The following is a 17,896-nucleotide window of genomic DNA, read 5'->3' as shown; positions in this document are numbered from 1 at the left end:
GACCCGGCGGCACTTGTGTCCAAGGCTGCTGCCGGCAGCCGGTATATTTATTGAGGGAGAAAAAGAGGCGTATGTCAGACGAAACAACCGAAACAACCGAAGTCGTCACCGGAACGACATCCAGCCCGGAACGGCGTCCTGCGGGTGCAGCGGGGAGTACCGTTGCCCGCCGCGCTGCCGGTAGTGGCAACCGTCCCGGTGGCAACCGCCGGGTGGGACGGCGCAAGAAACGGTGTCCGCTGCTGGAAGCCAAGATTGACTACATTGACTACAAGGACGTGAAGCTGCTTGAGCGGTTCATCGGCGACAACAAGCGTATCCTGCCGCGCCGTCTGACCGGCGTGAACCCAACTATGCAGCGTCGGCTGGCACGGGCCATCAAACGCGCCAAACACCTGGCACTGCTGCCTTACGTCCAGTCCATTTAGCTCCCGTCGCCCACGAGTCCAGCCCCCACGTGATGGATTCGCTGCCGGTGAGCAGGGGATCAGTCCGATGTCAGCGTGACCCGCTGACCGCTTTTCACTGCCCGTTCGGCGGCATCGGCAAAACGGAGAGCTTCAAGTACATGGTCGAGAGAGACATACGGCGTTCCACGGCCGGCAATGGCGTCGAGGAACGCCGCGATGTCGTGGGCAAACAGACCGCTGCGCGGCATGACCGGCACGGACTCCGTTGCGCCCTCTGGGTTTGTGTACCACACCTCCCGGTGTTGTCGTCCGATGAGTGTGCCGGACTCGCCCACGGCCTGTAATTCGGCCGCTGGCCCTGTTTCCTCGTGCCGGGTGAGCACATCGTTGATGTCTCCACGGCCTTCTGCGCCGAAGCCGAAGCGCAGATGCGTGGCACGCCGCCCAAAGCGGGTGCCCTGCTCATCGGAAAACGTTTCCTCGCCTTCAATCCAGGTGATTTGTCCCACGCAGGCGACGATGCGGCTGGGCACACTGGCCTGCTGGAACAGCGAGAAGCCGTGTGCGCGGTCAAACGTCCAGTCTTCGGGAGTTGCCGGGCGGGAGCTGAGGTTGTTCCAGGTGATGTGGTGAATCCGCCCAATGCGGGGCAGGGCTTTCCGAAAAGCCTCAAACCAGGCGGAAAGCAGCTCGATGTGCTCGACGTGCAGCACGACGCCACGCGCCCGGGCCTGTTCAACCAACTGTTCGGCGTCGGCGAGTGTCAGCGCCAGCGGGTAGTCCACACTGACCGGTTTGCCGGCCGCAATTGCCGCCTGTGCCATGCGGGCATGGTGCGGGTTGGTCGAACACACCATGACGGCATCCACATCCGGGCGCGCAATGGCTTCCTCCCAGTCTTCAGTGGCTGCCGCCGCAATCGGGAATGCCAGTTCGTAGGCCCGATTGAAATCGTGGGAGGCAACGACGGCCACACGGGTGTCGTAACGCTCGTGCAGTTCGCGCAGGCGGGCGCGTGCGACGCGCCCGCTGCCCAGAATGGCAATGCCAAGGACGGTGGGCATGGAAATGGCCCTCAGGCCATGGCTGGCTGGCCTTTGTACTTGCTGGCGAAGCCCTTGATGACTGGCGCCACCGGGTATTCGGGGATGGGCGGCGGCGCATCGGTGCGCACTTTCATGGCAAACAAACGCAGATAATCAATCGTCATCGCCGCTTGCAGTGGCAGGAGGGACAGCTTGCCAGCGCCTTCGGCTTCACGTTTGGTCATCTCCGTGTAACGTGCCGCCATGCGATCCAGAATGCGGATGAACTTTGGATTGTCCACGTCGAGCCGCAGCCCGAACACGCGCTGCGCATAGGCATTCGTTTCCCGGATTACCTTCAGGTCATATTCCCGCCAGTTCAGGCCGATGGACGCATAAAAGTCCTGCGCCTTGAGATCGCGCAACCACATCGTCACATAGACGGCCAGTGAGAAGAAGCGAATGAGCAACCGGTTGATGCCACCGTCCAGGTAGATGTTTTTCTGGGCTTCGAGCTGAAGGCCGATAAAGTCGCCGTGCTTGAGTTCATCCTGGCACCAGCCACCGAAGTACTTGAAGATCGGATGGTAACGGTATTCAGGATGGGCTTCGAGGTGGGAATAGATGTTGATGTAGCGGAAGTAGCCGATGACTTCCGAAAGGTACGTGGTGTAGAGGATGATTTTCGGATGCATGCTGACGAATTCCTTTTCGCCTTGCAGCATCTGAAGGTCGAGATCGGCATTGATATCGCGCATCGCCAGCCGGATGAAGCCGCTGTGCCGTCCTTCATCGCGCGCCATCAGCCGGTAGGTGTCGCTCAGGATGGGGTCTTCGATGCGGTCCGCAATTTCCTTGTACAGCAGCGCCCCTGAAAACTCACCCAAACAACCACGAATGAGAAAGTCCTTGAACGACGGCGGGAGATGGGAGAAATCCTGCTCGAAGTCTGGGTCGTCGTCCCGTTTGAAGAAATGCTTGTTCGGATCATCGGCAAAGCGTTTGTGCATGGCCTTGAACGCTTCGGCCATGTGATCGAACCGCAGGGCATTCATCTTCTTGTAATCCGTGACATAAAAACGCGGACTGATGAGACTTTTGTCTGCCGCCGCCGCTTTCGTCTCCTGAATGACGGATTCCGTGGCAATCATAGGGCACGACCTCGCAAAAGGAACCAAAGTGGGTGGAAGCCGAAACTTCGTTTCCAACCTACTTTGCGGCCGGCCCGATTTGAAATAAATTTTCTGGCGGGGACGCCGTGCGTCACCAGAGCGCCTACTTCACCAGCGACCCCAGCCGTTTCCAGCGCCCCTTGGAGAAGAAGGAGCCCAGCCGTTCGCCCAGCGAAGCCTGCGGATTGGGGTCGAACGAGGCATAGACAAACAGCGGCCGCCCGATGACGTAGTCCCGTGGAACGGGCCCCCAGTAGCGGCTGTCGAGGCTGTTGTCGCGGTTGTCCCCCATGGCGAAGTAGCAACCCTCTGGAATCTTGAACGGCCGCCCGATGCCATAGTGCGGTTCGTTTTTGTAGTCGCGGTAGCGTCCGCTTGGCAGGAGCAGTTCCGGGAGCGGCTCCGCATCCTGGGTTTCATACTCAAAGTCTGATCCCGGACGGTAATAGACCTTCCACTGCGCCCCGGCGGTGGGATGTTCTTCGAGAATGTTCAGCCGGCCGCTGTCTTCCAGGTCGCTTTCGGCAATGACGCGCGTTTCAGGGAGTTCCTGCCCGTTGATGTACACGCGCTGCCCCCGAATCTCGATGGTCTCACCCGGCAGTCCGATGACCCGTTTGACGTAGTTCTGGTCTTCGCTTTGCGGAAACTTGAACACGATGATGTCGCCCCGCCGGATGGGGCGGTGGGGGGTGAAGCCGTCCAGGGGGATACCGCCCTCGTAGCCGAAAATGAACTTGTTGACGAGCAGAAAATCGCCGGAATAGATGGTGTTGTTCATCGAGCCGGTCGGGACATTGACCGAACGGACGACGAAGGTGATGCCAAACAACGCCATGATGAGCGTTGTGATGATCATCTCGATGAACTCGCGCAGCTCCGATCGCTTGGGCTTTTCGGACGCCGTGGAAGTCTGGGAGCTGTTTTTGGTTTCCATAGGGTTCAGGTTGTCGCGCGCCGGACGCAAAGGCCGTCCGGGCGAAGCCAGTCCAGAGTTATGGTCGGTCAGAATGCTGCATCAACTGAACCGGTGGGCAGGGAACTGAGCCAAACGAGCAGAACACACAGCAGTTGCCGGGCTGCGGACGCAGCAGGGTTGCACAGGTGGCACAGGTGTAAAAAAACTGGCAGGCATCGGCCGGCATGGTTTCCACGGTGGTTGCCCCACAGACCGGGCAGGTAAGTTGCGATTCCCAGATGATGGAGGTCATGGCCGCGCATCCTGTACTTGGGGAGGGGGCGTGACCTTGACTGGACATCCAAAGCGACCACATTCCATAGTGGTCATGGTTGGCCAAAGCCACTGGCCCAAAGTCAGTGAGGATGCCATTGCGCCTCAAGAGCTGTCAAAGTCTGGTTGTCAGAGCCGTCAACGCCAGCCAACAATGCCAAAAAACCGTGGCCAAAAAACCGTGGTACGAAAATCATGAACCAGGCACATAGCGCGTCCGGGTGTCTCCTGGATGCCTGGCAGGCATACGAAAAAGCCCTGCTGGCTTTTCTGTTACACCGGACCAGCGATCCTGACGCGGCGGAAGACCTCCTCCAGGAAGTGTTTCTCAAGGCCCTGCGGCAGGGGCAGGCGTTTTGCGCGCTCGACAATCCCCGCGCCTGGCTGTTCCAGGTCGCCCGTCATGCCGTGATTGACCGGGCGCGTCTGTCCAAGCCGGTTGAGTCCTTGCCGGAGCACCTGGCGGCGGCACCGGTTGTGGAACGGCGTCCCGTAGATGAACTGGAGGCGTGTCTCAGCCACAACCTGCTGCGACTGGAAGCCGAGGACCGGCACATTATTGAAGCCTGCGATCTTCGGGGGCAAACGGTGCGCGCCTACGCCGAAGCCCATGGTCTGACATTGCCGGCCGCCAAGTCGCGCCTGCTGCGCGCCAGAAAACGATTACGCGACCGCCTGGTGGAGAACTGCCAGGTGCGCTTTGATGAGTCCGGGCGCGTCTGTTGCCACGTGTCACCTTCGGCTGCATCCTGAATCCTTTTGCCACCTTGTTCGTCTCCCTGACAGATGGCTGCTAGCCAGTGATTTTGTGCTGCCGAGAACAATGGGGGAGAGAGCCATGAGTGCCCTGGCTGTGCGTTGGACACAACACCACCCGCGAATCTTTCTTGTCCTGGCGGCCCTGCTGTGGTGGGGCCTGTATCAAACCTTGCAGCCCCTTTCAGAAGTGGTAGTGGCTGCTTTGCCGGTTGACCGCCAAAGCCACCTTGGTGCGGCGTTGCAATTTTTCCTCTACGACACGCCCAAGGTGCTGCTGCTACTGACGGGCATTGTCTTTGTGATGGGGGTGATTAATACCTATTTCACGCCTGAGCGAACCCGCGCCCTGCTGGCTGGTCGGAGAGAGGGGCTGGCCAATGTCATGGCGGCTTTGCTGGGAATTGTGACGCCCTTCTGTTCGTGTTCAGCCGTGCCGTTGTTTATCGGCTTTTTACAGGCCGGGGTGCCGCTTGGTGTGACATTCTCATTCCTGATTGCCGCCCCGATGGTCAATGAGGTTGCCCTGACGCTCCTGTTTGGCATGCTGGGCTGGAAAATCGCCCTGCTGTATCTGGGACTTGGTTTATCCGTGGCCATCGTGGCTGGCTTGATCATCGGCAAGTTGAACATGGAGCCGTATCTGGAAGACTGGGTGCGCGACATTCCCAGAGCTGAAGCCCAGTTCACCGCCGTGGAGGTTGACTTTGGTGAACGTCTCGCCGCCGGCTTTCAAAGTGTGCGCGACATCGTCGGGAAGGTCTGGCCGTATATTCTGGCCGGCATTGCCATTGGGGCTGGCATTCACGGCTATGTGCCGCAGGACTTCATGGCCAGCTTCATGGGCAAATCCGCCTGGTGGTCGGTGCCGCTGGCGGTTGTGCTTGGTGTTCCGATGTACACCAACGCTGCCGGGATCATTCCGGTGGTTCAGGCACTGCTGGACAAGGGGGCAGCCGTCGGCACAGTGCTGGCCTTTATGATGAGCGTCATCGCGTTGTCCCTGCCAGAGATGGTGATTCTGCGCAAGGTGCTCAAAGTCAGGCTGATAGCTGCCTTCATTGGCATCGTCGCCACCGGCATTTTGATCGTGGGATACGTCTTCAACTGGGTGTTATAAGGAGGTTGCCATGAAAGACATCAAGGTGCTTGGTACGGGGTGCGCCACTTGCAAAAGCACAGTTGCCCTCATTGAGGAAGTTGCCCGGACGAAGGGCATTGCGGTATCGCTGCAAAAGGTCGAGGACATCAAGGACATCATGCATTATGGGGTGATGAGTACGCCGGCTGTCGTGGTTGATGGGAAGGTCGTCCATGCCGGCGGGATGCCGTCCCGTGACAGGATTGAGCAGTGGTTGTGTTCCTGAGTTGTCAGGGGGAACACATCCTCAAGCGTCAGGGGAGAGTACCTTGGCTGAGCAGGCCGGAACCGGCCCGTCCAAGGCTGAAACCGCTGAAGTTCATCAGACATTGAACCGGAAGTGGATGATGTCGCCGTCCCGGACGACGTAGTCTTTGCCTTCGAGGCGAAGCTTGCCGGCTTCCTTGCACCTGGCTTCCGAGCCATGGCTGATGAAGTCCTCGTAGGCAATGACTTCGGCGCGGATAAACCCGCGTTCAATGTCCGAGTGAATCTTTCCGGCTGCCCGCTGGGCTTTGGTTCCACGCCGGACAGGCCAGGCGCGACATTCGTCCTCGCCGGCCGTCAGGAAACTGATGAGGTCGAGCAGCCCGTAGGCGGCCACAATGAAGCGGTCCCGCGCCGGGGCGGTCAGCCCCAGGTCACGCAGGAACTCTGCCTGTTCCGCCGGGTCAAGCTGGGCGATGTCCATTTCCGTTTGCCCGCACATGGCGACAAGCGTTGGAATCGCCTGCGTCCGAGCGGCTTCCTGGATGGCTGGCGGGACACCGGCCGCCACGTCAGCTTCCGCCACGTTGAGCAAAATCATCTGTGGCTTGAGTGAAAGAAACCGGAAACCGGCCATAAGCTGGCGTTCTTCGTCATCGAAATCCAGCGACCGAAGTGGTTGCCCAGCGTCCAAGGCGGAGTGGCACCGCTCAAACAGCGCGCGTTCCTGGGGTGTCGCTTTCTGGTCCTTTTTGAGACGCGCCAGCCGGTTTTCGACCTGGATCAGGTCGGACAGCATGAGTTCGGCGTCAAAGCTGGCAATGTCGGCCGCCGGGTCGGTCGGTCGGGTTCCCAGCGGGTCGGGAAAGGCGCGCACGACGTGGGCCAGAGCATCCACATCGCGCATCGCGGTGACGAGTTTGGTATCCAGGCCCGTTGTGCTGCGCTGTTCGGTCGGGCCGGCTACATCCACAAAAGCGACTTCCGCGTAGGTGCGTTTTCTGGTGCGGTAGATGTCGCCCAAGGTGTCCACACGGGCATCCGGAACTTTGATGTTGCCAAGGTTGGGGCGTTCCTTGCTGCCGTAGCCGCCAACTTCGGCCGTCAGGCCCGTCAGGGCGTTGAAGACAGTGGTTTTGCCGGCGCCGGCGAAGCCGACGATGCCTACTTTCATAAGTGTCTGATTCCAGAAAGGTGAAGATTATTCGGCACGAGGCGGTGTCTGGTGCTGTGCCTGCTGCACCCAGGCCAAGGCTTCCGCCTGCGTCTGGAAGTCCAGCAGCGCCTCGCTCAGGGCTTCCAGGGTTTCCAGGGGAAAGGTCGTGAGCGTGGACTCCAGCTCAGGCGGAAGCGGCCCGACGCGCCGCCGGAGTTGGCGCAGAACAATGTGCAGGGCTTCGAGCCGTTTGCCCTGTTCACTCCCTTGGGCGTGGCCTTGCTCCCGACCTTGCTCCAGACCTTGTGCCAAGGCTTCCTGCCAGATTTCTGTCACAAATGGCGCTTTCATAAGTGCTTCTGCCTGCTCCTTCAAGGCTTCCCTGGCGGCTGTCTTGACGGTTTGCCACCGAAGGGGGGTTCCGGTAGCGGCCAGATACCGCAGCACCGTTCCCAGATATTCTGTCACACTCTGCTGCTCCAGCAGGGCAATGAGCTGAAAAATCTCCCGCAGCCGCTCCGGCAGCTCATCGGTAAAGACATAACGTAACACCGATAAGCCAGCCCGCAACAGGGCCCCGCCTTTGATGACTTCCGGGCTGAAGCGGGACAGGTCACACAGCCAGTACCGGAAAGAGGGCGTCCAGGCGCGCAGCGCCGGCTCGTCGTGGTGTGCCACCAGCCCGGCAACGTCCGTGGCCACGTTCCAGCGCGTCTGCCCGTGATAGAACACCACCGGAATGATGACCGGCAGGGAGGTGTGGCCTTCGCGTCGCGCCTGTTCCCAGATGGCGACGACGTACCGCAAAAGCTGAAGCGGCGTCCACGGCCAGGGGGTGCTTTTGTGTTCGAGCAGGACGTACACCAGCGCCGCCGCTCCGGTCCGGTCACGCACGCGAAACAGGGCGTCAGAAAGGTGCTCCCGCAAGTCGTCGTCCACAAAGGTGCCGGACAGCGCCTCCGGGTCCGTGACATCCAGGTGGGCAAGCAACTCCGGGGGCAGGTAATTCGCCAGAAAGTCGGCAGCGACGCCGGGCCGGCCGAGCAGGTCCTTGAAGAAGCGGTCGTGTGGATTTTCCAGATGACCTTCAACCATGACCGGTGCTCACGCAGCCCGTGCCGGTGTCACCTGGCCAGTGACCGGACGTAAGCCACCAGAGCTTCAATGTCCGCCGGTGAGCCTTTGAAAGCCGGCATCGTTCCTTTGCCGTTGGCAATGGATTTGGACAGTTCCTCATCCGTACGTTGGCGCTGCCAGTCGGCGTCTGTCAGGTCGGGAGCATCGGGTACGGTGGGACGCCCGTCCGTCCCGTGACAGGCCACACAGGCCCCGGCCCCGTTGTAAAGCCGCTTTCCACGGGCAAGCCGCTTCCCGGCGCTTTCGTCCCGCGTGGCCGGTGCGCGTCCGGTTGCCGGTCCGCTACCCAACAGTGTCGTCAGGAACGCCATCCCGGCCAGCCCGGCGACAAACGTTTTTGACTGCATGGCTACCTCCCCAACCTGGCGACGACCTTGCTTTCGATGCAGCACGATAAAAGCCGGGCTTGGTCTCCCAGCGACCTTGTGCCCGGCTCCACACGCCTGTCAGCGACGACAAAAGGGTTGTGGTGGTGCTTACTTCCCGGCCGGTTTGCCCAGGAAGCGGATGTAAGCCACCAGCGCCTTGTGTTCTTCGTCGGTGCCGTTACCCCCTTTGAAGGCCGGCATGCCCTGGGCAGCCTTGGCCCCCTTGAGGGAGGCAACGATTTCCTCGTCTTTTTCCTTCTGCTGCCAGGCGGCATCGGTGAACTTGGGCGCATTGGGAAGCACACCCTGCCCCTTGTCTCCATGGCAGCTGGCGCAGGCGTTGGCGTTATATAACTCCCGCCCTTTGGCAATCAGCGGGTCTTCCGCTCCTTCGGCCGGCTTGGCCGGTTCCGCCGGCTTGGCGCTCGTTTCCGTCGTGGGTTTGGTTGGTTCAACCGTCTTGACCTGTTCTTCCTTGGGCTTCATCGGCGGCGGTGGAGGAACGTTGTCTTTGACAACACAGGCAGACAGTACGCCGGCCGCCACAGCGGCGCAGAGGGTCAGGAATCGCTTCAGGTTGTGCATACCGGATAAAACTCCTTGAAAGGAATGTGCGAGGGGCTGTTGTGCCAACCGTTACACCGTGCCAAGACGGTCGGCAAGAAAGTCCCGTAGCCCGGCAATCGGGACACGAACCTGTTCCCAGGTGTCGCGGTCACGTACGGTGACGGTATCCAGTAAACCGGCTGGAGAAGCTGGGGCGTCTTCTTCCTTTGCGCCATCCTTGGTCTTACCGATACCCAGCGTGTCGTAATCTACCGTGACACAAAACGGTGTGCCAATCTCGTCCTGCCGGGCATAGAGTTTGCCAATCGCAGCCGTGTCATCATACACGGCGCGGATGCCATGACGTTGCAGGTCAGCCTTGATGGCTTTGGCCTTTTCGACAAGTTCTGATTTATTGCGCGCCAGCGGCAGCACCGCCACTTTGATGGGTGCCAGCGCCGGGTGCAGCTTCAGGACGACCCGTGGTTCACCGTCCGGGCCGGGTTTTTCGCTGTAGGCGTCCATCAAAAACGCCAGCGTGGCGCGGTCGGCGCCAGCCGACGGTTCAATAACGTAGGGAAAGTATTTTTCATTCGTCACGGGGTCGCGGTACACGAGGCTCTGCGTCGAGTGCTCGTTGTGCACCTGCCATTTGTCGTGCTTGCCTTTGGAGTGAACACTAAGGTCGTAGTCCGTCCGGTTGGCGATACCTTCCAGCTCGTCCCACTGTTTTTCTTCGTCTTCGCGTTCGGGAAAAAAGCGGTACTGCAAGTCCGTGCAGGCGCGGGCGTAGTGCGCGAGTTCCTCCGGCTGCTGGACGTACCGGCGCAGGTTTTCGGCCTGGATGCCATAGCGCAGATACCAGTTGTGGCGCTCCTCAATCCAGTGGGCGTGCCAGTCGGCGTCCGTTCCCGGCTTGCAGAAAAACTCGATTTCCATCTGCTCGAATTCGCGCGTCCGAAAGGTGAAGTTGCCGGGCACGATTTCATTGCGAAAGGCCTTGCCGATTTGGGCAATGCCAAAGGGAATCTTGCGCCAGCGCGAATCCACAATGTTTTTGAAGTTGACGAATATGCTCTGCGCGGTTTCCGGGCGCAGGTACGCCACTGCGGCATCCTCTTCGACAGGGCCGACCTGGGTCTTGAACATCAGGTTGAACGCCCGTGGCTCGGTGAGGTTGGCGCTACAGGCGGCAACCTTGCGTTTGTACCGGGGGCAATCAAGTTCGTAGGTTTTGTCGGCCCGGAAGCGTCCCTTGCACTCGCGGCAATCCACCAGCGGGTCGCTGAAGGTGGCTTCGTGCCCGGAGTACTTCCACACAAGGCGATTCATCAGAATCGCGCCGTCCATGCCTTCGATGTCATCACGGTCATAGACGACGGCTTTCCACCAGGCGCGTTTGACGTTGTTTTTGAGTTCGACGCCCAGTGGGCCGTAGTCCCACGTCGAACCCAGCCCCCCGTAGATTTCACTTGCCGGGAAGATGAATCCGCGTCGTTTGCACAGTGAAACAATGATTCCAATATCGGCCGCCGCCATGAGCTGGCTTACCTTTGTGTCAGGTCCGTCGTTTCTGGTCTTGCTGTGGCGAAGCGTTGGGTCACTTGCGCAAGCTGGTAACTATACACCGCGCGTTGGGGGGTTGTCACACCTTTTTCGCGCTGGATGGTGGTTGTGCTGCGGACGGGCTGACAGAGAAAAGCCGGCCGAGGCATCCGCGCCGGACGCCCGAAACCTGCCCATCGGCCGGTTTTCCGTTCGGCCGGTTGGCAGGGGTACATCGCCGGGCATCAGGCGTTGGTGTTGGCCAGGTTGGTCAGGAAGCTCACGTCCAGGTTGTGGCGCTTGAGCAAGGCTTCAAAGCCGTTTTTGTCCACGGCTTTGATGTAGGCTTCCTGTGGTTCGACCCGTTTGTTTTTGACGTGGTCGAGGAGTGCGTCATTGAGCGTGACATTGCCTTTGGCCTTGCCGGTCTGCATAGCCGAGGGAATCTGGAAGGTTTTGCCTTCACGGATGAGGTTGGCAATCCCGGTGTCGCAGATGAGCGTTTCAAGGGCGGCCACCCGTCCGCCGCCGATTTTCTTGCACAACGTCTGGGCAATAACACCCTTGAGCGATTCAGAAAGCATCACCCGGATTTGCGCCTGCCGGTCAGCCGGGAACTGGTCAATGATACGGTCAACGGTGGAAGGCGCTGTGGATGTGTGCAGTGTTCCAAACACGAGGTGTCCGGTCTCGGCGGTTTCAATGGCGATGGAGATGGTTTCGAGGTCGCGCATTTCGCCGACGAGGATGATGTCGGGGTCTTCGCGCAGGGCCGCACGGAGGGCATCCTTGAACGAGTCGGTGTGGTTGTGTACTTCGCGCTGGTTGATGAGGCAGTTTTTGTTTTCGTGGACAAACTCGATGGGGTCTTCGATGGTGATAATGTGGTCGCGGCGGTGGCGGTTGATGAAATCAATGAGCGCGCACAGGGTCGTGGACTTGCCGCTCCCCGTCGGGCCTGTCACCAGTACCAATCCCTTGCTCAGAAAGCAGAGCTTGAGGATTTCCTTGGAGAGACCAAGCATTTCCGCCGTCAGGATTTTGCTGGGGATGACCCGGAACACGCCGCCCATACCTTTGCGGTCCATGAAGATGTTGCAGCGGAAACGGGCGGCATCGCCGAACTCGTAGGCAAAGTCGGTGTCGTGCCGGCGATTGAACTCCTCGCGGTTTTTATCCGGCATCAGTTCCCACAGGATGCGTTCGGTGTCGGCGGGTGTCAGGGGTTGCCCTTCATACCCCGGCATGACGACCATATCCCCATCCAGACGCAGCATCGGCGGCACGGACGCCGAAATGTGCATGTCGGAAGCCTTGAGTTCGAGCTGTTTCTCGAACAGCTTGTCAATTTCGAGTGGCCCACGTTTGCGCAGATGGACAGCCGGACCCGCACCGGTTGTTGCCGGACTGTGCGCCGGGGCCACAGGAGGGCTGGAGCCAGTGGTGGAAGCTGGCGGGTTGACCGCCGGCTGCCGCCCGGATACCTGTTCCGGCACGGTCATCCCGGAAGCCGGTGTCGGGGGACGGGGCACCGGGCGGGTGGGCGGAATCGGCGGCATCGGGCGGGGTGGGGTGACGCTGGCTGCCGGAGTAAATGTTCCAGAGGTTCTGGCGGCAGAAGGCGGAGGCATGGGCGCGCTCGGCGTTGAAGGCTTGGCCGGGGCGCTGCCAACCGGGACGAACGAGACTTTCATCCCCCCGCCTTCTTTCGTGATGGACACGTCGAACGTCCCGGCACCGTTGACGTTCAACCGGAAATTGGTGGTCGGCTGACTCATCAGGGCGGTTTTCTTGTCATCGGGGAGGTGCGGTTGCAGGAGCCGATAAATGTCAAACGGGGTCATCGGGCTGCGGGTCAGTTCCGTTGCCCCGGATGAGTTGAAGACGGTCGGAGCCTTACCCGCCTGGAGAACAAGCTGATCAGCGCCCGCCATCCGCGGGTCCTTGAGCAGGCTTTCAATCGTCGCCGACATGGCGCACCCTCCGCTAAGGATACAGATCAGGATACAGTGAATTCAGCGAGTCACGACGGTCTGGTGTGCAAAAATCTAGTCGGTCTGCCCGACCTTATGCAAGGTATGGGCTTGGGTGCCGATTCGTTGCCAAAACCACAGACGTGCCAAGTTTTTCAACTTGCAGTGTAAGCAGCCATAAAAGTCGGAAACGTGTGGAATCTCGCACTGAGGTATCTTGGCGCTCGGCTACAAACGAGTGCAATGTCCGCGCCTTGTGCACTGTTCTGCTTTGAGGAGAGAGTACCGTCATGGGTGATGACGCCATTGTTCACAAAGGGACGAAAACCTTGTCAGCCCCAGACGGCGAACACGCGCACCTGACACCCTCCCAGCGGTTCTGGCGTCTCGTCTCCCTCGACTCACGCGACATCCTGGCGATTCTGGCCTACACGGCCGTCGCCGGATTGTTTTCCCTGGCCGTGCCTATCACGGCGCAGGTGCTCGTCAACAACATTGCTCAGGGGCAGTCCCTGCAGCAACTCGTGGTCCTCACCTCGCTGGTGCTGTTTTTTCTGAGCTTGAGCGGTATTTTGCGGCTGTTCCAGTTGGTGCTCATTGAGCGTTTGCAGCAGCGCATCTTTGTTCGGGTGGCTATCAACCTGGGAGAGCGCCTGCCACGGGTGCAACTTGGCTCGCTGACCGGTGAGTATGCCCCGGAGCTGGTCAACCGCTTCTTTGATGTCATCAACATTCAGAAGGCCTTCGCCAAGCTGGCGCTCGATGGGCTCGACGCCGTCCTCAAGGTGTTCGTCGGGTTGCTTCTGCTGGCCTTCTACAGTCGTTACCTGCTTGGTTTTGACGTAGCCGTGGTGCTGGCCGGGCTGTTCATCATTTTCGTACTGGGCATCAATGGCCTGCGCACCAGCATTCTCGAATCCAAGAAGAAATACAAAGTCGCGGCCTGGCTCGAAGAACTGGCGCGCTGCCACATCAGTTTCAAGATGAGCGGCACGCTGGATTTTCTGGGGGAACGGACGGATGCCCTTTCTGTCGCCTATCTCAAAGCCCGCCGCGCGCACTTCGCTGTTCTCTTTCGACAGGCCGTTGGCAACTACTTTTTCTATGCCATTGCCAGCGCCGGCATTCTGGCCGTTGGAGGCTGGCTCGTTATCAACCGTGAGTTGACTATCGGCCAACTGGTGGCTTCCGAAATCGTGGTCGTATCGGTGCTGGCCGGAATGGATAAGGTCATCAGCCAGCTCGAACACGTCTATGACCTGCTGACAGCCCTCGACAAAGTGGGACAAGTCGAGGACCTGCCCATTGAGCGGACAAAAGGCATTGAGGTTCCATCCCGCGATGAGGGGGCGACGGTGGTGTGTCGTAATGTCCGCTTCAGTTACCGTCCAGGTGTGGAAATCCTGTCGGGAGTGGATTTGACCATCAAGCCCGGTGAGTGGGTCAGTGTCGTCGGCTTGAGCGGGGCCGGGAAATCCACACTCATGGCGCTGATCTGCGGATTGCTCGAACCATCGCACGGGACGGTCGAAGTCAACGGGATTGATGTCCGGGACGCCAATCTCGACGCACTCCGGCTGATCGTTGGTATGGTGGGCGACCGGGAGGAAATCTTTGAGGGCACCATCGAAGAGAACATCCGGGTTGGTGCCGACTGGTTGACCCAGGAAGACTTGCGCTGGGCCCTGGAGATGGTGCATCTGACGAATGAACTGGCTGAACTCCCGCGGGGACTGCAAACGCTGCTGGTCAGCGGGGGCTATAACCTGTCGCGTGGGCAAATCCAGCGCCTGCTTCTGGCGCGGACCATCGTGCGGCGGCCCAAGCTGCTCATCCTCGATGAGGCCTTCATGGGCATTGACGAACGTACCAAGCTGAAAATTCTGGATGCCATCTATGACCGCACCCATCGCTGGACGATCATTGACATCTCCCACGATTCGGAAGTCGTTGTCCGGTCTTCCGTCATTCACGTTCTGGACAAGGGCGTAATTGTCGAAACCGGCTCGCCGGAGGAACTCTCCTGGCGACGTGGTGGAGCCTTTGCCTCGCTGTTCCCGGAGGTTTCCCGGCAGCTTGTCGGCAAGCGGCTCACGACGGGCAAGGTGTAAGCCCCATCTCTTGAGGGAGGAAACCGCACGCCATGGCACAACCTGCGCGTCAACTGAAAGCGATCCCGGCCACGTTGCCGTCGTCCAAACCACAGGCTTTGCAGTTGGTTGAGTCGCCGCGGCCGGCGCGCCCGCTGGCGCTTATCCTGGTGCTGTTTCTGATCCTGCTTGTCCTTGCGCTGATTTATGTTCCCTGGCAGCAATCCATCACTGGTGTTGGGCAGATAATCGTGTTTTCACCAAATGACCGCCCCCAGAACGTTCAGGCGCAGATACCCGGCCGCCTCAAGGGATGGAAAGTCAAGGAAGGTGATTTTGTTGAAGCCGGGACCGTCATTGCCGAAATTGCCGAGATTGATTCGAAGTTTCTTGACCCGAATCAGCTTGAACGCCTGGAGCGCCAGCGTGAGTTTCTGATTGCCCAGCGGGAAGCGGCCCAGTCCCGTGCCGCCGCTCTGCTTCAGCAGATCAAGGCGCTCGAACAGTCGCGCAACCTTGCTATCCCGGCGGCTGAGGAGCGGGCACGGCAGGCCGCCGACCGCCTCCGCTCGGCTGAGCAGGCACTGGAAGCGGCCAAGCAGAAACTTCTGGCCGATGAACTCAACTTCGAGCGGATTCGTGACCTCAACAAAGGAAAAAAAGACGCTGATGGCAACTGGATCATCCAACCGGGTCTCCGTTCAGACCGCGACTTCGAGTTGGCCCGGCAGACCGTGGAGACATCACGCGCTGATGTCATCCGCCTGCAAGCCCTGCTCGACGCCGCCATTCGTGACACGAAGGTGGGGGAACTTGATGCCCGCCGGGTTGAAAATGACACGCTGGCTACCCTGAGCAGCGCCCAAAGCTCGTACGCCTCGGCGCAGGAAACCATTGCCTCCCTCAGTAACAGCATTCAAAAGCTCGACATCGAAATTCAGAACTTCCGCGAGCGCATCCAGCAGCGGCAGGTCATCGCGCCACGCGCAGGGCAGGTGACCCAACTGCGGGCCGTCGGTGAAACCGAAACCCTCAAGTCGGGCGATGTCCTCTGCGTCCTGATTCCCCAGATGAAAGAGGAGGAGCAGGCCGTGGAACTGCTGATCAGTGACTTCGACGCCCCACTGGTGCGGCTTGGCGATCCGGTACGCCTGCAGTTTGAGGGCTTTCCGGCTGTACAGTTTGTCGGCTGGCCTTCGGTGGCCATTGGCACGTTTGGCGGGCGCGTCGTCTCCATAGATTCCGTGGATGACGGACTCAGTCGCTTTCGTCTCCTCATCCGACCCGACTACGACGCCATCAATCTCGGCAAGGATGATCCCTGGCCCGACCCGACCATTCTTCGTCCGGGAACCCAGGTGACGGGCTGGGTGATGCTCCGGGTGGTGTCGCTTGGGTTTGAGCTGTGGCGGCAGTTCAACGGCTTCCCGCCGATGTTTGACCGCAATCCCATCGAAAGAAAGAAAAAGCCCAAGGACGACAAGGACAAGGTCAAAGCCAAGGGCAAGTCCGGCAAAGACGACGACGGGGACAAAGATGACAAGTAAGCTGTGGTTTGGCGCTGTGGCCTGGCTGGGGATATGGCTGGGCGGCGGCTGTGCGTCAGCGGCCTGGGCGCAGGCCCCCCTGCCGGGTATCGTTGTGTCCCCAACCGAGGATGAACGCCGCTTGGCTGCTGCCGTCGCCCATGCCGGACCTGATCCGCAATCGGGACGCCGCACCGGTGCACCAACTCCCGGCCCGGGCGGTGCGCCGCCGCTGCTTCTGGAGCGTGTTTTTCAAATCATTGAGAACCAGCACCCAAAACTGCGTGGCTCCGTCATCGAACGCCGTGTCGCCACGGCGAAGCGCATTGAGAAACAGGGGGCTTTTGATCCCATCCTGTCCATTTCGACTGACTACCTGCGTTACAACAGCGCCTCCAAACGGGGAAAAGTATCGGAGGCCTTTGGCATTGGGACGGAAGTCAACTTCCTGACCCGCTCCGGGATCAAATTCTTTGCGTCCTCGAATCTCAATCTGGGCGCGACCAAGTCTCCGCTTTCTGCCACCGGGGATTTCGGCACCTACGAGTTTGGTCTCAAAGTGCCGCTTTTCCGGGATTTCCGCATCAATGAAAAATCCGTCGGGGAGCGGCAGGCTTTTCTGGGCGAATCCCAGGCGGATATTGCCGTCGTGCAAACCCGCCTGGAGCTGTTCCGCAAGGCGGCCGATGACTACTGGGACTGGGTCGCCGCCAAGCGCCGGTTGGATGTGGCGCGCAACCTGCTCAAACTGGCTGAAATCCGCAACGACGCCATCCGGCAGCGTACAGTTGTCGGCGACCTCCCGCCTATTGACGCCGTCGAAGCCGAGCAGGAAGTGCAGCGTCGCCAGGCGGCACTGGCCAAAGCCGAGCGTGACTTCCAGAAGGCGCAGTTCAAGCTTTCTCTTTCCCTGTGGCTGGATGATGTCACGACCCAGCCGCCGCCAGACGAAGGCAGTGTACTCGATGTCAGCCTGCAACTTGAGCCAACGGAAATCACGGCGGCTGAAATCAACGATGCCATTGCGCTGGCGCTTCAGCGCCGCCCGGAGTTGCAGGCCATTGCTGTCCTGAAGGACACGGTGCGGTTGGACCTTGAGCTGGCCCGCAACCAACGGCGTCCCATTCTCGACCTGGCGCTTGTGCCGGGACGCGATGCCGGGCCCGGGGGCATTGGAACGACGCTCAAAGCCGGCGTGATTTTTGAACTCCCTCTGCGGCAGCGGACGGCCGATGGGCGGATTGCCCAGGCGCAGTTGAAGCTCCAGAAGCTCGATCTCGAAGAACGGACGCTGCGCCAGCAGATTATGACCGAAATCTACGACACCGCCTCGGCCATCAATACCGCCTGGCAGCGGTATCTCGCCACGAAACGCGAACTTGAAGCTGCGATTGTTCTGGAGCGGGGCGAAAACCAACGTTTCATGCTCGGTGACAGCTCGCTGTTTCTGGTCAACCAGCGTGAACGCGCCACAGCGGAAGCCCGCAACAAGTTGATTGACGTGCAGGCGGAGTACGAACAGGCGCGGGCCGCACTCCGCCTCGCCACGATGCAGTTCTAAACCTGGGAGCGCGGGCGTCCTTGGGAGGGCGGGCGTCCCGCCCGCCTGTTTC

General features: G+C 60.1%; 17 protein-coding genes. 7 read left to right on the top strand and 10 right to left on the bottom strand.

What is annotated here, in order from left to right:
• Positions 1–71: 71 nt before the first annotated feature.
• Positions 72–428, top strand: a complete 357-nt coding sequence (rpsR, locus tag CABTHER_RS16535) for a 30S ribosomal protein S18 (protein WP_014099869.1) — start codon at positions 72–74, stop codon at positions 426–428.
• A 59-nt stretch (positions 429–487) separates the two neighbouring features.
• Here the strand turns inward: rpsR and CABTHER_RS06785 are convergent, their stop codons facing one another.
• The 4 genes from CABTHER_RS06785 to CABTHER_RS06770 all read right to left on the bottom strand — a co-directional run bounded on the left by CABTHER_RS06785 (position 488) and on the right by CABTHER_RS06770 (position 3,818).
• Entirely contained in the window at positions 488–1,474 is a 987-nt protein-coding gene (locus CABTHER_RS06785; RefSeq protein ID WP_014099868.1) for a Gfo/Idh/MocA family protein, read from the bottom strand.
• A gap of 11 nt (positions 1,475–1,485) precedes the next feature.
• A complete protein-coding gene (acsF, locus tag CABTHER_RS06780) occupies positions 1,486–2,586 on the bottom strand; it encodes a magnesium-protoporphyrin IX monomethyl ester (oxidative) cyclase (RefSeq protein WP_014099867.1) in 1,101 nt (366 codons plus the stop codon).
• A gap of 124 nt (positions 2,587–2,710) precedes the next feature.
• Positions 2,711–3,544: a signal peptidase I gene (gene lepB, locus CABTHER_RS06775; RefSeq protein WP_014099866.1), complete on the bottom strand. Its 834-nt coding sequence runs from the start codon at positions 3,542–3,544 to the stop codon at positions 2,711–2,713.
• Positions 3,545–3,602: 58 nt separating this feature from the next.
• Positions 3,603–3,818, bottom strand: a complete 216-nt coding sequence (locus tag CABTHER_RS06770; RefSeq protein ID WP_014099865.1) for a GDCCVxC domain-containing (seleno)protein — start codon at positions 3,816–3,818, stop codon at positions 3,603–3,605.
• Between the two features lie 215 nt (positions 3,819–4,033).
• Between CABTHER_RS06770 and CABTHER_RS06765 the strand changes: the two genes are divergently transcribed.
• From CABTHER_RS06765 to CABTHER_RS06755, 3 genes are all read left to right on the top strand, one after another.
• Complete coding sequence (locus CABTHER_RS06765) at positions 4,034–4,591, top strand: sigma-70 family RNA polymerase sigma factor (protein ID WP_041569669.1); 558 nt, start codon at positions 4,034–4,036, stop codon at positions 4,589–4,591.
• Positions 4,592–4,676: 85 nt separating this feature from the next.
• Positions 4,677–5,714 (top strand): permease, encoded by a 1,038-nt coding sequence (locus CABTHER_RS06760; protein WP_014099863.1) that lies wholly within the window; start codon positions 4,677–4,679, stop codon positions 5,712–5,714.
• Positions 5,715–5,724: 10 nt separating this feature from the next.
• On the top strand, positions 5,725–5,961 hold the full coding sequence (locus tag CABTHER_RS06755; RefSeq protein WP_014099862.1) for a thioredoxin family protein: 237 nt from the start codon (positions 5,725–5,727) through the stop codon (positions 5,959–5,961).
• Positions 5,962–6,057: 96 nt separating this feature from the next.
• Here CABTHER_RS06755 and ychF read toward each other — a convergent pair whose 3' ends face one another.
• The 6 genes from ychF to CABTHER_RS16530 form a co-directional block, all read right to left on the bottom strand.
• Positions 6,058–7,116, bottom strand: coding sequence for a redox-regulated ATPase YchF (gene ychF, locus CABTHER_RS06750; protein WP_014099861.1), 1,059 nt, complete (start codon positions 7,114–7,116; stop codon positions 6,058–6,060).
• Between the two features lie 27 nt (positions 7,117–7,143).
• Positions 7,144–8,193 carry an Rpn family recombination-promoting nuclease/putative transposase gene (locus CABTHER_RS15690; protein WP_014099860.1) on the bottom strand — a complete coding sequence of 350 codons (1,050 nt, stop codon included), beginning with the start codon at positions 8,191–8,193 and terminating at the stop codon, positions 7,144–7,146.
• A gap of 29 nt (positions 8,194–8,222) precedes the next feature.
• The gene (locus CABTHER_RS06740; protein ID WP_014099859.1) at positions 8,223–8,582 is read right to left on the bottom strand and encodes a c-type cytochrome; all 360 of its coding nucleotides are present in this window, start codon (positions 8,580–8,582) and stop codon (positions 8,223–8,225) included.
• A gap of 129 nt (positions 8,583–8,711) precedes the next feature.
• Positions 8,712–9,188, bottom strand: coding sequence for a c-type cytochrome (locus CABTHER_RS06735; protein ID WP_014099858.1), 477 nt, complete (start codon positions 9,186–9,188; stop codon positions 8,712–8,714).
• A 51-nt stretch (positions 9,189–9,239) separates the two neighbouring features.
• Positions 9,240–10,688: a glycine--tRNA ligase gene (locus CABTHER_RS06730; protein WP_014099857.1), complete on the bottom strand. Its 1,449-nt coding sequence runs from the start codon at positions 10,686–10,688 to the stop codon at positions 9,240–9,242.
• Between the two features lie 251 nt (positions 10,689–10,939).
• Positions 10,940–12,667, bottom strand: a complete 1,728-nt coding sequence (locus CABTHER_RS16530; RefSeq protein WP_014099856.1) for a type IV pilus twitching motility protein PilT — start codon at positions 12,665–12,667, stop codon at positions 10,940–10,942.
• A 290-nt stretch (positions 12,668–12,957) separates the two neighbouring features.
• Between CABTHER_RS16530 and CABTHER_RS06720 the strand changes: the two genes are divergently transcribed.
• The 3 genes from CABTHER_RS06720 to CABTHER_RS06710 are packed head-to-tail and all read left to right on the top strand — an operon-like array spanning position 12,958 to position 17,844.
• Positions 12,958–14,778, top strand: coding sequence for a peptidase domain-containing ABC transporter (locus CABTHER_RS06720; protein WP_014099855.1), 1,821 nt, complete (start codon positions 12,958–12,960; stop codon positions 14,776–14,778).
• Between the two features lie 32 nt (positions 14,779–14,810).
• The gene (locus CABTHER_RS06715; protein WP_014099854.1) at positions 14,811–16,304 is read left to right on the top strand and encodes an HlyD family secretion protein; all 1,494 of its coding nucleotides are present in this window, start codon (positions 14,811–14,813) and stop codon (positions 16,302–16,304) included.
• On the top strand, positions 16,294–17,844 hold the full coding sequence (locus tag CABTHER_RS06710; protein ID WP_014099853.1) for a TolC family protein: 1,551 nt from the start codon (positions 16,294–16,296) through the stop codon (positions 17,842–17,844). Before CABTHER_RS06715 ends, CABTHER_RS06710 begins: the two co-directional genes overlap by 11 nt.
• Positions 17,845–17,896: the final 52 nt, after the last annotated feature.

It is taken from the genome of Chloracidobacterium thermophilum B (genome assembly GCF_000226295.1).
GTDB lineage: Bacteria > Acidobacteriota > Blastocatellia > Chloracidobacteriales > Chloracidobacteriaceae > Chloracidobacterium > Chloracidobacterium thermophilum.
This window is presented reverse-complemented; position numbering and strand designations above follow the sequence as displayed.